Origin of the sequence: Rhizobium sp. SG570 (assembly GCF_012275345.1) — a bacterium.
Taxonomy (GTDB): Bacteria; Pseudomonadota; Alphaproteobacteria; order Rhizobiales; family Rhizobiaceae; genus Rhizobium; species Rhizobium lusitanum.
The window spans coordinates 363,455-376,921 of the sequence record NZ_JAAZQI010000005.1 but is presented as its reverse complement, the minus strand read 5'-3'; the positions used below and the strand labels follow the sequence as shown (position 1 = coordinate 376,921).

14 protein-coding genes are annotated in these 13,467 nt (G+C 59.1%); 2 read left to right on the top strand and 12 right to left on the bottom strand.

Annotated features, from left to right (window positions below; translation table 11 throughout):
• The first annotated feature begins 374 nt into the window (after positions 1–374).
• On the top strand, positions 375–1,016 hold the full coding sequence (locus FHT28_RS13625; RefSeq protein ID WP_168596507.1) for a DUF1007 family protein: 642 nt from the start codon (positions 375–377) through the stop codon (positions 1,014–1,016).
• Positions 1,017–1,055: 39 nt separating this feature from the next.
• Here FHT28_RS13625 and FHT28_RS13620 read toward each other — a convergent pair whose 3' ends face one another.
• Entirely contained in the window at positions 1,056–1,802 is a 747-nt protein-coding gene (locus FHT28_RS13620; protein WP_168596506.1) for a phosphatase PAP2 family protein, read from the bottom strand.
• 684 nt (positions 1,803–2,486) lie between these two features.
• Between FHT28_RS13620 and FHT28_RS13615 the strand changes: the two genes are divergently transcribed.
• On the top strand, positions 2,487–3,236 hold the full coding sequence (locus FHT28_RS13615) for a MipA/OmpV family protein (protein ID WP_047554380.1): 750 nt from the start codon (positions 2,487–2,489) through the stop codon (positions 3,234–3,236).
• Here FHT28_RS13615 and FHT28_RS13610 read toward each other — a convergent pair.
• The 11 genes from FHT28_RS13610 to FHT28_RS13560 all read right to left on the bottom strand — a co-directional run bounded on the left by FHT28_RS13610 (position 3,177) and on the right by FHT28_RS13560 (position 13,311).
• Positions 3,177–4,517 carry a cyclopropane-fatty-acyl-phospholipid synthase family protein gene (locus FHT28_RS13610; protein ID WP_051963419.1) on the bottom strand — a complete coding sequence of 447 codons (1,341 nt, stop codon included), beginning with the start codon at positions 4,515–4,517 and terminating at the stop codon, positions 3,177–3,179. The two genes, FHT28_RS13615 and FHT28_RS13610, sit on opposite strands and share 60 nt — an antisense overlap.
• Positions 4,517–4,942 (bottom strand): EamA family transporter, encoded by a 426-nt coding sequence (locus tag FHT28_RS13605; protein ID WP_210255740.1) that lies wholly within the window; start codon positions 4,940–4,942, stop codon positions 4,517–4,519. Before FHT28_RS13605 ends, FHT28_RS13610 begins: the two co-directional genes overlap by 1 nt.
• Positions 4,942–6,090, bottom strand: coding sequence for a GNAT family N-acetyltransferase (locus FHT28_RS13600; protein ID WP_168596504.1), 1,149 nt, complete (start codon positions 6,088–6,090; stop codon positions 4,942–4,944). Before FHT28_RS13600 ends, FHT28_RS13605 begins: the two co-directional genes overlap by 1 nt.
• Positions 6,071–6,886 carry an alpha/beta fold hydrolase gene (locus FHT28_RS13595; RefSeq protein WP_037196105.1) on the bottom strand — a complete coding sequence of 272 codons (816 nt, stop codon included), beginning with the start codon at positions 6,884–6,886 and terminating at the stop codon, positions 6,071–6,073. Before FHT28_RS13595 ends, FHT28_RS13600 begins: the two co-directional genes overlap by 20 nt.
• Positions 6,876–7,748 carry a fatty acid desaturase gene (locus tag FHT28_RS13590; protein WP_047553779.1) on the bottom strand — a complete coding sequence of 291 codons (873 nt, stop codon included), beginning with the start codon at positions 7,746–7,748 and terminating at the stop codon, positions 6,876–6,878. Before FHT28_RS13590 ends, FHT28_RS13595 begins: the two co-directional genes overlap by 11 nt.
• On the bottom strand, positions 7,745–8,098 hold the full coding sequence (locus tag FHT28_RS13585) for a permease (RefSeq protein ID WP_168596503.1): 354 nt from the start codon (positions 8,096–8,098) through the stop codon (positions 7,745–7,747). Before FHT28_RS13585 ends, FHT28_RS13590 begins: the two co-directional genes overlap by 4 nt.
• Entirely contained in the window at positions 8,095–9,048 is a 954-nt protein-coding gene (locus tag FHT28_RS13580; protein ID WP_047553783.1) for an arginase family protein, read from the bottom strand. The genes FHT28_RS13585 and FHT28_RS13580 overlap by 4 nt, the downstream gene beginning before the upstream one ends.
• A gap of 4 nt (positions 9,049–9,052) precedes the next feature.
• Positions 9,053–10,474, bottom strand: a complete 1,422-nt coding sequence (locus FHT28_RS13575; protein ID WP_037196099.1) for an aminotransferase class III-fold pyridoxal phosphate-dependent enzyme — start codon at positions 10,472–10,474, stop codon at positions 9,053–9,055.
• Positions 10,475–10,494: 20 nt separating this feature from the next.
• The gene (locus tag FHT28_RS13570) at positions 10,495–11,178 is read right to left on the bottom strand and encodes an MtnX-like HAD-IB family phosphatase (RefSeq protein WP_047553786.1); all 684 of its coding nucleotides are present in this window, start codon (positions 11,176–11,178) and stop codon (positions 10,495–10,497) included.
• 103 nt (positions 11,179–11,281) lie between these two features.
• Positions 11,282–12,658 carry a HAMP domain-containing sensor histidine kinase gene (locus tag FHT28_RS13565; protein WP_037196093.1) on the bottom strand — a complete coding sequence of 459 codons (1,377 nt, stop codon included), beginning with the start codon at positions 12,656–12,658 and terminating at the stop codon, positions 11,282–11,284.
• On the bottom strand, positions 12,655–13,311 hold the full coding sequence (locus FHT28_RS13560) for a response regulator transcription factor (RefSeq protein ID WP_037196206.1): 657 nt from the start codon (positions 13,309–13,311) through the stop codon (positions 12,655–12,657). The genes FHT28_RS13565 and FHT28_RS13560 overlap by 4 nt, the downstream gene beginning before the upstream one ends.
• Positions 13,312–13,467: the final 156 nt, after the last annotated feature.

Here is a 13,467-nt window from a genome sequence, read left to right as displayed (position 1 = left end):
CTGCTAGGACTTATGTGCCCGATTCATCAATGTGCTGAAGGTGAGAGAGGCATCATGCATTTCTTCACGTGCCGTCGCCGTAAAGGGATTGGAATCCCTGGCTCACTTCGATTTCGGAAGATCCCAAGCCCAGCCCGACCATCGTCCACAGCGGCGGTACCATGTCTGCGCCCGGCCCATCGCCTTTCGCCAACGGGGAACCATCGGCCGGGGATAGGAGCCAACGGCTATCTCGCCTGGTGCTGTAACCGCAGACATGCTTCGCCCCTTGCCGATCGTCCCTTGAGCCACTAGGGGATGCGGGTCTCAAATCAGTCTCAATTGACGTTCAGGTCTGCACCTCGAATTGACGGACAGAACGCGGTATTGCTCGCATGAAAAGAAAGACGCCCCTGCTGATCGCGATGCTGTCGCTTCTGCCTGTGCCCGCCCTTGCCCATCCGCATATCTTCATCGATGCCAAGTTCGAGGTCGTGGCGGCGCCCGACGGCTCCATCAGCGAGCTGCGCAACGTCTGGAGCTTCGACGAGGTGTTTTCTTCCTCGGTCCTCATGGATTACGATAAGGCTGGCAACCAAACGCTCAGCGCGAGCGAACTTAAGGCCGTCGGCAAGACGGTCCGGGATTCGCTTGCGCAGTACGGCTATTATACGAACGTCACCAGCAACGGCAAAGCGGTGCCGATGGCCAAGCCCGACGTGATCCAGGCAGACTACAAGGACGGCTCGCTGAGCCTTACCTTTTCATTGAAGCCCGAGCAGAAGACCTTTCTCAAGGGTACCACGATCTTCGGGATTTATGACAAGACGCTCTACACGGCGGTCGATTTCGCCACCGACAACGATATAGCGACGTCCGGAGCAGCCTTCGGCCGCTGCAAAAGCAAGGTTGTGAGGCCCAACCCCAAGGAAGTCATGGCGGAGAACCAGGCAGCCCTCACCAGCATGTTCTTCAGTGATCCGAAGGGCACGGACTACTCGCTGCTCGTGGCAACGAGGCTGGAAGTTCAGTGCTGATGCTGCGCGAGGGCCTGCCCCCGGCCTGACGCCATCACCTTAATCAGGCGAGCCGGCATCGATTCGCGCCGAACCTTCGGTGCCTCGGGATAGCGAGATATAGCGGCGGGCGATGATCCAGCAGCCGAGCGCCCAGGTCGCCCCGGCACACCAGCCGCCGAGAACATCGGTCGGATAGTGCACGCCGAGATAGACCCGGCTCGCGCCGATCATCAATGTCAGCAGGATGCCGACCGCGATGGTGAAGATGCGCGTCGAGCGATAGCGTCGCGTACCGGAAATGAGCACTGCAAGCGTCAGATAGGTAACCGCCGATACCATCGCATGGCCGCTCGGGAAGCTTAGATCATGAACCTCGACCAGATGCGGCACAATATCCGGCCGCGACCGCGCAACGCCGAGCTTCAACGTCGTGCTCAGCGCCCATCCGCCAAGCACCGAGGCTAATACGAGGATGGCAACGGCGCGCTGCCGGTCGAGCAACAGATAGACCGCCACCAGGACCGTCATCATCATGAGGACAGTGATGCCGCCGAGACTTGTGATGTCCTTGACCGCATGGGTCAGCCAGCTCGGCCCTATGGGAACAGACAGGTCACCAGGCTGGCGAAGCGCCAGCAAGATCGCCTCGTCAAACCCCCTTGTACTTCCCTCGAGAACCTCGCCCGTCAGAGAGACGAACAGAAGAACTCCGCCCGAAAGGGCGGCGAACATCACGAGCAGCAGGGGCTCAAAGCGGCTCAACCATCCCATTATGCCTGGTTTGCGAAACCGTTGATCGTTCATGCCGTATCGCCTGCCTGTCGCATCTTCACGTTGCCTCTTCCATATCTGGAAAGAAATCTATCTTCGGCCCAAGCTCCGCACCAATCGAAAAGCCTCGGCTTGCACAACCGTGACGCACCGAAAGCCGGTCGTCCTGAAAACGTCCGGACCGGAGTTCTTTCCGAGACGGGACGATGGCTATCTAGGGATAAAATCGGCAGGTTCCAACCGCGGGGAAAAAACAATCACGCCACGTTTGGCGCCAGGGCGTTTCAGGTTCATGACATGTTGCGCCTCTATTCTCGTCCGCGCGCTCTACAATCGCCGACGGTAACAGGGGATTTATTCGTTCATGACGAGGTGCATCTCGATTGCCCGCAAGAGAACACGACAACAGCGCCAAGACCGGTTCGCGGCCAAGGATCGAGATTCCCGGTGGCAAGCAATGAAGCCTCATGAGCGCCGCGACCCATCTTCCACAAACGATGCAAAACGTTTCGGCCGTCATCCAGGCACAATGATTGCCGAAAAAATTTTTGCTATTTTCGGAGCGTTGAGCTGTGATAATAGTCCCGCAAGGGCGATCAGGGATCGGGTGTAGTCAGAGTGTTAAGTGTTGGGACATCTTTCTCCGCCCGGTTGCTGGCGATGGCCGGATTGGGGGTGCTGATGACATCAGCCATCGGCGCGTTTCCCGCATCATCCATGGCCGAGGATGCCGCAAAGCCTTCATCAAGCACTTGGGTCGTGACGCTCGGCGCTACCGTGGAGTATGGTCCGAGCTACGAAGGATCGAAGCATTACACCTTCGGCGCCTTGCCCTCTTTCGATTTCCATCGCCTCGGCGAGGCCACGGAATACAGCGCTCCGGACGATAATTTCGACTATACTCTCTTCGACTTCCACGGCCTCGAAATCGGGCCTGTGGTCGGCTTGAGGGATGACCGTTTTGACCTCAACAATTTGCAGCTGCGGAGCCAGCGCAGGGTGCGCTGGAATTTCGATGCCGGCGGCTTCGCACAATATTGGCTGATGCAAAATCAGCTTCGGTTTCGGACGGAAGTGCGCCAGTCCCTTTGGGGCGGCGATGGCCTGGTCGGTGATCTCGCGCTCGATTGGTTTCAGCCCGTCGGCGACAAATGGCTCCTGTCCGCCGGGCCTCGCCTATCGCTGGCAAACTCCATCTACATGCGCAGCAACTTTGGCATCTCGGCGGGTCAAGCCGCGAGGAACGGTCATGTCAGCGCCTTCGACGCCGGTGCCGGCGTGAAATCTGTCGGTTTCACGGTGGCTGCGACCTATACGATCTCACCCGAGTGGAGCGTGCAGGTCTACGAGAAATATAACCGTCTGGTGGGCGATGCTGCCGACAGCCCGATCACCTCGAAGTTCGGCTCACCCGATCAGAATATTATCGGCTTTACCCTCAACAGAACCTTCAACGTCAATTTTTGAGGCGCTGCGCGCTTCATGATCGGCGATGTAGTTTCGCGTAAGCGGAATGACGTCGTTGCGCTTGGCTATCTGGATCTGGAAGACCACAAGATCCTCATAGCGGAAGGCAGCCTCCGCCGTCGAAAGATAATATTCCCACATGCGGCAGAAGCGCTCGTCATAGAGCTGCGCGGCCTCGGGCCAGCGCGCCATGAAACGAGCCCGCCAGCTTTCGAGCGTCTTCGCATAATGCAGCCGCAACACCTCGACATCGGTGATCGCAAGCCCCGCCGCCTCGATTTCCGGCACGATCTCAGAAAGTGCGGGAATATAGCCGCCGGGGAAGATGTATTTGTCGAGCCATGGCGTGGTGAAGCCGGGCGTCGCCGAGCAGCCGATGGTGTGAAGCACCATGATGCCGTCATCCTCGAGCAGTTCGGCGCACTTGCGGAAGAACGTGCGGTAGGAGGCGAGACCGACATGCTCGAACATGCCGACCGAGACGATCCTGTCGAAGCGGCCGGTCAGGCTGCGATAGTCTCTGAGCGCGAATTGAACTTCCGCCGGCGTTCCACCGGCCTTGTCGGCCACGCGCTTGGAGGCGTAGGCGTGCTGCTCTTCGGACAGCGTGACACCAAGAACGTAACCTCCAGGCGCATGTTCGGCCAGGTGCAGCGCGAGGCCGCCCCAGCCGCAGCCGATATCGAGAATGCTGTTATCGGGCTCGATCACGAGCTTGGCGGCCAGATGCCTTTTCTTGGCGATCTGCGCCTCTTCCAGAGACTGGTCGGCATGTTCGAAATAGGCGCAGGAATATTGCCGGTCGGGGTCGAGGAAGAGCTCATAAAGCCGGCCATCGAGATCGTAATGATGCGCGACATTGGCCCTTGAACGACCCGGAAGATTGCGATGACGGAAAATCCGCAGCTTGGTTCGGGCATGATCGATGACGCGCGCGATCAGCGGGTGGGTGCTGTTCTGCGCCTCCCGCAGCATCATGGCGACGAAGTCGTAGAGGGAGCCCTGCTCGACGATGAAACGGCCGTCCATGTAGAGTTCGCCAAGCCTCTTATCGGCATCGATCAGAAGAGCCCATTGCGCCCGGTCATCGGTGAAACGGACACGCACCGGCTCGCCGGTGCCATCGCCGAATGTGAAGACACGACCGCTTGCGGTCGTCACGGTCAGCGCGCCGCGCGTGACGATGGACGAAAGAGCGCGTTTCAGGCACCAGTCCACAAGGCTGGAGAAAACGGCATAACCCTTGCCCCTCGGGCGATTTTCAGCTTGCGGGTTGGACATCATCTATCCTTGCCGGCAACGGTGCGCGGTGCGTCGTGCTTCGCGTTCCAGTCGCCGTGATCCTCGGCTTCCACGTTGGCGCTTGCGATCAGCCAGACGCCCGTCAGGATCAAGCCGCTGCCGATCAACTGCAGGGCAACGATCCGTTCGCCGAAGACGAACCAGCCGGTCGCGATGATCAGCACGTAGCTGATACCAGAAAGCGGAAAGGCCCGGCTGAGATCGAGCTCGGAAAGAACATTCATCCAGATGAAGAAGCAGGCTATCTCGACGGCGATCGCCGCCAATATCCAGTAGGAGGAAAGCGCCTGCCACAACCATGCCTCCGCGCCGCCATCGCCCAATTGTTCCGCCCCATGCTTGATGAAGAACTGGAACAGCGTGTTGAGCACCGGCACGGCAAGCCAGGAAAAACGCATCGGCATCACGCACCCGCCTCATCTGTCGAGAACAGCGGCGACACCAGCCGCAGCAGTCTCTGAAGGACGGGATTGCGATGGCGAAAGAACATGGCGTTGGACGTCAGCTTGCTGCCAAGCCTGATCTTGTTTTCATAATAGGCCTGACCGCTTTGATAGCGGCTTATGCCATGATCCAGGCAATAGCGCAGGTTGGTGAACCAGCTCAGGAAATAGAGATTGTACGGCCGCCCCTTTTCGCCATCCATGCAGAAGAACTTGTCGATGGCGACATGCTCGTCATGCACGATCAGATTGGCGGCGAGCAGCCGGTCCTCGACGAAGTAGAAGGCGCAGTAGGAACGGCCGCCCATGCGGGTGAGAATTCCCTCGAAATATTCTGGGGTGAGCTCTTCGAACTGCCAGTCGCTGCGGTTTCGCGTGTCGTGATAGAGCGTCATCACCTCGGGCAGGAACGCACCGAAATCCGTCCTGATCTCGACCCTGACCTGTTCGAAGGACTTCAGCTTGCGCCGCATGTCCTTGCGGGTGCCGGAGGAAAGCTTGGCGAGATAGTCGTCGATCGTCTTGAAATCGATGTCGAGCCACGCCGTCGGCAAAGCGCCGATCGAGGCATAGCCATGTGCGGAAAGCGGATCGCCAAGCTCGGCGGAAACCTGTTCCGGAATATCCTTTAGACCGACGAGCGCGCAATCTTCCGTGACGGCAAACTGCTCGAAGAAAGACAGCATCTCCGCAAACAGCACGGCACGGCGCTCGTCCGGCACGTCGGGGTGAAAGCCGATCGCGCCCGTCTCGGTGCAGGGTGACCCCAGGCAGCCGAGGCGCAGCTTCAGAAAATTCGGGAAATGGCGCTGCACGCGCCGCACGGACCTACGCAGGAAGCCCTCTTCCAGCGTCGTGTCCAAGGCATAGAGGCAAAGAAAAGCCGGCATGGCGGCGCTCATCCGCCCATCTTCGACGACGGTGATATAGCGCCATTCGAAGCCCTCGATGCCGGCTTCCTCGATGGCAAGCAGGCAATCGTAATCCTCGACCTGGCCCTGAAAACAGGCGTTCCAGGCATCGCGGCCGATCGCACGGATGCTGAAGTGAACCTGGGCCACCGGATTGCCCGTCGGTTTGGGCACGGTCTTAAGCAGCGGCTGCGACATGGCGCGCCTCGAAGAAATCCGCAGTGAAATCGGCCACCTGGCGATGCTGTCGGTCCACATGGATCATGTGATAGCTGTCCTTGATCCATTTCAGCTCATGCGGGCCGCCGATGTGATCGGAGATGTAGCGTGCGTGTTTCGGACTGCTGAGGTCGTCGTCCTCGGCGTGCAGGATCAGCGTCGGCGTCTGGATATTCGGCAGCATGCCGCGGAGGGTCTTGCCCAGCCGATGCATCTCGACCAGCCCCTTGCCGGGGAATTTCTCGAGAATACCCTCGCCTGCCATGCCCTCGATCAGCCGGCGCATCCGCTGGTCCTTGATCCCGAGGGAGGCCGTCTCCTTGAAGCTCAGGCGATCGAGGAAAGGAATACGGGACAGCCAGCCTATCTGCGACGACAATAACGGATAGTAGAAGGGAACATCCCAGCCGTCATAGTGAAAGCAGGGTGAGTAGATAGCCACCGCGTCGATCGCCTTCGGCTGCTGTTCGGCGGCCAGCAGCGCCAGCTTTCCGCCGACGCAGATGCCGGCGGCAAAAACCTCCTGCGTTCGCGTGGCGAGCAACGCCGAGGCTTCGACGACGCTATCGAGCCAATCTTCCCAGCGGGTGCGCCGCAGCGTGCCGGCATCGACGCCGTGGCCGGCCAGCAACGGTGCATAGATGCTGTAACCCTTGCGATTGAGTTGGCGGGCGATCAGCTTCATTTCCGCCGGTGCGCCCGTCAGTCCGTGTACAAGAAGCACGCCTTTTCCATTTGAGCCCTCCATGAAGAAGCTCAACTCATCAGCTTTCATGAGAGAGCTCCGACTGCCGGTTCTCCTTGGCCATGAAGCCGAGGGCGTGGCAGGTGCTGATGACATGCGTACCGGCTTTTTCCTGCTCTTCCTTGATCTGCTCGTGCAGTGTCGGCAGTTTCGTCCAGTGGGTGCGCGGCCGGTAATGATGTTCGGCATGATAGCCGTTGCCGAACCACAGCCAGTTGTAGAACGACTTGTGACTGGAAACGCCCCAGGCGATCGGCTCGTCCGGATCGCCGTTCAGATGTTCGTAGTAGCCGTTCAGGGACGACAGGCAATTGCCGAGATAATAGAACGGCACGAAGAACAGCACCGCTTTCCAGTCATAGAGGAGCGCGACGGCTGCAAGGCCGAGGAAGAAAAAGAGCTCGAACCGACCCCAGGCCGCATCGAACGGGCGGTTGCGGGAGATAGCCTTATGAATATCGCCGAGACTGTCGCGGAAGAAGCTCATAAATGTGTAGGACCACACATTCTCGGGCTGTCCGTTACGACCGTGGCGATAGATCGACAAGAGATCGATGGTATCGCCCTTTTCGTCCGGCCTGTCGCTGTTGCCGGAATGATGGCGCATATGCACCCAGTGATAATAGGTCTGCGAAAAGCCGATCGCGACCGACTCCAGCAGGCTGAAGGCGTAGTTCATCCAGCGCGGCTTGAAATAGGGCGTGTGGATGAAATTGTGGGATATGCTGTTGATGTTCCAGGAGATCGATACGGCATACAGGCAGCCGAGAACCGCCGAGAGCCACAGGGGACGGCTTTCGAAGCCGACGATCAGATAGACATCGAAAGCAAGATGCGCGACGGCGGCCAGAACCGGCGCCACATCCCATCTGGTGTGCGCGAAAATTTTCATAGTCCGGTAACTCCCACACAGGCCACGCCGGCGGTCACGAAGAACACGCCCGTTGCATGGCGTAGGTTGATGTTTTCTTTGAAGATCACGGCACCGGCGAACACGATGACGACATAGCTCAACGCCATAAGGGGAAAGGCGATGGTGAGCGGAACCTGCTCCAGAACGGCCGTCCATGCAAAAAGCTCCACGGCCCAGAACACGATACCGAGCCAGGTAACCGGCTTCGCCATTGCCGAAAGCAGCGTATGCTCGCTGGCCGATTGCTTGAAGCAAACCTCGCGGGCCGTCTCCGCCAGCACGCAGAAGAGTATGAGCCCAAGCATGGGAAGGGTCAGGATGCCACTCATTGCATGTACTCCGCCAGCACTTCCAGCAGCGCGTGATTGGCCGCGCTGTTGATGTTTCTGGTCGTTTCAGCTCCCTGCCGGACGCGCGGCTGATCGATGAAGATCTCGGCGCGCTTCATCAGCTGGGTCCTGAGGCTGCCGGCATAGCTCGGAGCGGAATAGTCACCGATGACATCCGCGCCGATGATGCGATGACGGCTGCCGATTTCGCTGATCAGTGCCAGCAGATAGGGCAGCCGCATGCGGCCCTGATCCCAGTTCGTGACGGCATCGTCGGCGGCAAGGACATCCTTGTCGATGGTAACATAGACAGCCTCGGTGCGAATACGGCTGAGCATGCGGTCGATGAAATTTTCCTCGCCGATCTCCGAGATCGATTTCCAGTGCAGCGCACCCTTTTCCTGCCGATAGCTGGCGCCGCTGCCATAATCGGCAAGCACGCGGCTCGGCGGATGTTCGTAGGGATAGAGCTCGAGCTTGCCTTCGCCGAGCCAGTGCAGGTTCGCCCCTTTGCGTTCCGGGCTGCGAAGATCGTGGCTGCAGACGCCTATCGTGATGACCTTCTGGATACCGGGATTGGCAAGTGCGGTATTGACCCAGGAGCCGCAATGCATGCCGCCGTCGAAGGTAACCCAATCCGGATGATTGTCGAAATGGATCAACGTCGCCGCGCCGGATTTCCGCTCCAACGCGCCGGCTAGCAGCATCGCCGTGATGTGATGGAAATCGCCGGATCCCATGAAGCAGAGCTGCGGATCCTTGGCCGGCGCCGGCGTATTCTTGACGATTTTGCGGCCGAGTTCCGCAAGAGCTTTCTGCTTGCCCCATAGCCGAATCTCTCGGCCCGTATCCTTGTCGAAATATTGGTACGCGCCCGCAAACTTGCAGGCGCGCACGAAATCCGGCTGCAACTCCAACGCATCATCGAGATGAAGAAGCAGGAGTTGCACCGTCTTATCTCCGGGCGGCGCGCGTTAGAAGCTGATCGAGCAGGGCAAGAGCCAGATCGATCTCTTCGCGGGTGATCAGCAGATTGGGCGCGAAGGTGATGACGTTCTTGTGGTAGCCGCCGACGTCAAGCACCAGGCCGTACATCTTCGCGCCGACCTGCAGGTCGCCCTTCATGCCTTCATCGCAGAGCCAGTCCATCGTGGCCTTGTCGGGCGTGTAGCTGTCGTCCTTGCAGATTTCCATCCGCAGGGCCAGGCCCAGCCCGTCGACTTCGCCGACGATGGCATGGCGCTTCTGCAATTGTTTCAGCCCGTCGAGGAAATAGGCGCCCTTCGCCATGATGGCCGCGCCGAAATCCTCTTCCTCCAACATCTTCATCGTTTCGAGTGCCACGGCGGTCCCCATCGGGTTGCTGGCGAATGTCGAATGCGTCGAGCCAGGCGGGAAGATGGTCGGATTGATCATTTCCTCCCTTGCCCATACGCCGGAAAGCGGATTGAGCCCGTTGGTGATGGCCTTGCCGAAAACCAGGATATCGGGCGAGACACCGAAATGCTCGATCGACCAGAGCTTGCCGGTGCGGTAGACGCCCATCTGGATTTCGTCGACGACGAGCAGGATGCCGTGTTCGTCCAGCACCTTCTTCAGCTCGACGAAGAAGTTCATCGGCGGAATGACGTAGCCGCCCGTACCCTGGATCGGCTCGATATAGAACGCGGCATACTCCGATTTGCCCGCCTTCGGATCCCAGACGCCGTTATATTCGCTCTCGAACAGACGGGCGAACTTCTGGACGCAGTAGTGCCCGTATTCTTCCTTCGACATGCCCTTCGGGCCGCGGAAGTGATAGGGAAACTCGACGAACTGCGCCCGATCTCCGAAATGACCGTAGCGGCGGCGATAGCGATAGCTCGAGGTGATCGCCGAAGCGCCGAGAGTGCGGCCGTGATAGCCGCCCTCGAAGGCGAACATCAGGCTCTTGCCGCCGGTGTAATTGCGCACCAGCTTCAGCGAATCCTCGACGGCCTGCGAACCGCCGACGTTGAAGTGAACGCGCCCCTTGTGCCCGAACTTGAGTTCGGCATCCTGGGCGATCATCGCCGCAAGCTCCACCTTTTCACGATGCAGATATTGCGATGCGACCTGCGGCAGCCGATCGAGCTGACGATGCGCAGCGTTGTTCAGGCGCTCGTTGCGATAGCCGAAATTGACGGCGGAATACCACATCTGCAGATCCAGAAACGGTGTTCCTGTGCGGTCGTAGACAAAGGAGCCTTCGCATTCTTCAAAGAATTTGGGCTTGTCCGTGTAGTGGACCGTGTCGCCGTGCGAGCAGTAGGTCTCTTCGAGGACACGCAACTCCTCCTCGGAACGGACGGGCGCTTGCGTGTCGCCACTGAAGGCTTCGGCTACATTCGTTTTCATTCAATGCCTCTCAGTCAGATTCATGCTGTCTTGAAATGCGGCAGCACACGGGGGCGCCGTACGACGCTTGGAAGAACGGCTTCCATTTTCGGAAGCAGATCGGAAAAGTCCTCGAAAGCGACATAGGGAATGCCGTTTTCGTCACAGTAGTCGGCAAGCTTGGCCTTCGCGAAAACGAGGTCCACCTTGTCGGAAACGCAAAAATCGCTTCGCCCATCGCCGATGTAGACCTGCAGATCGGCGCTATCGACAACGCGGCATTTGCAGACGCCCGACCCGGACACGCAGCCCGTTGCCGTAAACGGCGGGAACAGCGAATAGGACTCAGCGCCTTGGCCGAAGCTGCAGGTGAGCACGTTGGCAACGATCGGCAGACCTTCGATGCCATGACGCGCCAGAATGCGGCGGATGAAATAGTCGACGCCATCGCTGACGACGGTCACGGGCAATTCATCGCGGCGGCAATAGGACAGGAAGCTTTCGAAACCCGGATCGATCGACACCGTGTCGAGAAACTGATCGAGCTCCGCCCTGCTTGCCTGAATGAGAGCGATCTGCCGGCGCATGCACTCGCCGGAACCGATCTGCCCCTGCTTCCAGAGCCGCTCTATGTCTTCCCACTCGGAACCGGCGAAACGGGACAACACCATATCCGTCGCGTCTTCGATGGATATGGTTCCATCAAAATCGCAAAACACCTGCATGAAATACCCTTTCACCATATCCCTAGTTGCGTCTAACAACCGCGGATGAGCCAGGCATGAGCTGAAAATGATGCGAAAATGAAAACAGACAGGAAGTTGATTTTTAACTTGCGAGCAATCTGAGGTCGACTTGGAGACCCTTGCTCCAACGCGGCGTTGAAAGCTCGACCGTCGCCGAGAGCCGATCTGCCGTATCCGCGACGATGGCGAGACCGAGGCCTGCGCCTTCCGTGTGAAGCGTATTGAGCCGATAGAAGCGCTGGAACACCGCCTCCCTTTCCTGGGGCGGAATACCCGGCCCGCTGTCACTGATCGAAATCCGGCCGAAACCGTCTTCCGACGTGATCGAAACCTTGATCTCCCCTCCGACGGGCGTGTATTTGATGGCATTGTCCAGGAGGTTGCTGACCATCATGCGGATCAGCGATTCGTCGGTCTGGACCTGCAGTGCTTCGTCTCCCTGCAGCACCACGTCGAGCTCGCGGCTGGTGATGATATTGCCGAATTCGGCAAGTACCGACGCCACCAGATGATAGAGCGTCACCGACGTCGGATTGAGGGGATGGTGACTGACCCTTGCCAGCCGCAGCAGCTGCTCAATCAGATGAATGGCGCGGTTGTTGCTGGCAACGAGGTCGGCGACGATCGCCTGCCGTTCATGCTCGCTGTCGCTGTTTCCAAGCATCTGCAGCAACAGTTTCACGCTGGCCTGGGGCGTGCGCAGCTGATGCGCGGCAAGATCGGAAAAGCGCCGCTCGAGCGTCAGCGACTGGCCGAGCTTCTCCAGCAGCTGGTTGATCGAGCGGCCGAGCGGCAGGAGATCTCGCGGCAAGCTTTCGACAGGAATGGCTGAGAGATCCTCGGGCGATCGGGTGCGGATTTGCCGCACCAGCCCATGAATCGTTCGCAGGCCGCTGTTGATGCCGAGCCAGATAAGGAAGCCGATGACCGGCACGAGCATCAGCAGCGGGAAGAAGAGATTAAGGAGTATGTTGGAGACGAGCGTTTCGCGAAGCGCGATCTTCTCGCCAAGCTCGATCACGATGCTCGTGTTCGGGATTGGCAGCGAATACACGCGCCAGTCCTCACCGCCATATGTCAGGGTCGTAAACCCAACTTTCTGTTGCGGTACGTCGGAAGGGAAGGCCGTGCTGCTGTAGAAGCGAATATTGCCGTCGACCCAGGCGCGAAACATATGCGCCTCGGCATAATCGTCGGCGTCCTCGTTGAAGGCCAGCTGATTGTCCATGTTGAAATCAATGTCGTCGATCTGCTTTGCCGCGCGGTCCGGCGCCTTTTCCAGGGGTCGGCGCAGCAGGCTCCAGATCACGTTCGCGTCATCGATAAGCTGGGCATCATAGATATTGTTGATCTCCCGAGTCGCGCTGTTGAACGCAAAAGCGGCAATCACCACGATCGTCACCACGACGACCGGGGCGATCCGGAGAAACAGCTTGCGGGTAAGCGTTGAGTTGTTCATCGCTCGATCATGTAGCCGACACCGCGGATCGACTTGATGAAGTCGGTGCCGAGCTTCTTGCGCAGATTGTAGATGGTGACTTCGATCGTATTGCTCTCGACGGTGTTTTCGGCGTCATAAAGCGCGTACTCGATATCGTTCTTCGTCACATAGCGGCCGCTACGCTCCATGAGCAGCTTCAGCAGATGGAACTCCTTGGCCGTGGTATGCACCTGCGCGCTTCCCTTTCGAGCGACCATGGCGGAAGGATCGACCTCCACATCGCCGCATCGAATGACGCTCTCGGTGCGGCCGTCGCGCCGGCGGATGAGCGCGCGCAGGCGGGCGAGCAACTCGTCGAGATCGAACGGCTTGACCAGATAGTCGTCGGCGCCCTCATCGAGCCCCTCGACCTTCTGACGCACGGAATCGAGCGCCGTCAACAGCAGCACGGGCACCGCGTTGCCACGCTGCCGGATCCGCCGCAGAACTTCCATACCGCTCAGCTGCGGCAGATTGATATCGAGAACGATCGCCGCAAAATGGGAATGCTCGGCTGCCTCGAGGCCGGATTCGCCGTCCCGCATCCAGTCGACGCCGTAGGCATGTTTTTCCAGGGCCTTCTTCAGCGATGAGCCGAGGATATTGTCGTCTTCAACAAGCAGAACGCGCACGATCGACCCCATGTAGCCGAGAAAATTTCATAGCCGATGTGAGCCGCAATTGGAGCGACCTTGTGGCAAAGCTATGACGGATCATTTCCGCTTGGCAAGAGCCGAGGGAGTGCATCACCCTCCCGAAGGTTGCGCCGCCGGTTCGGAAGGATGAAA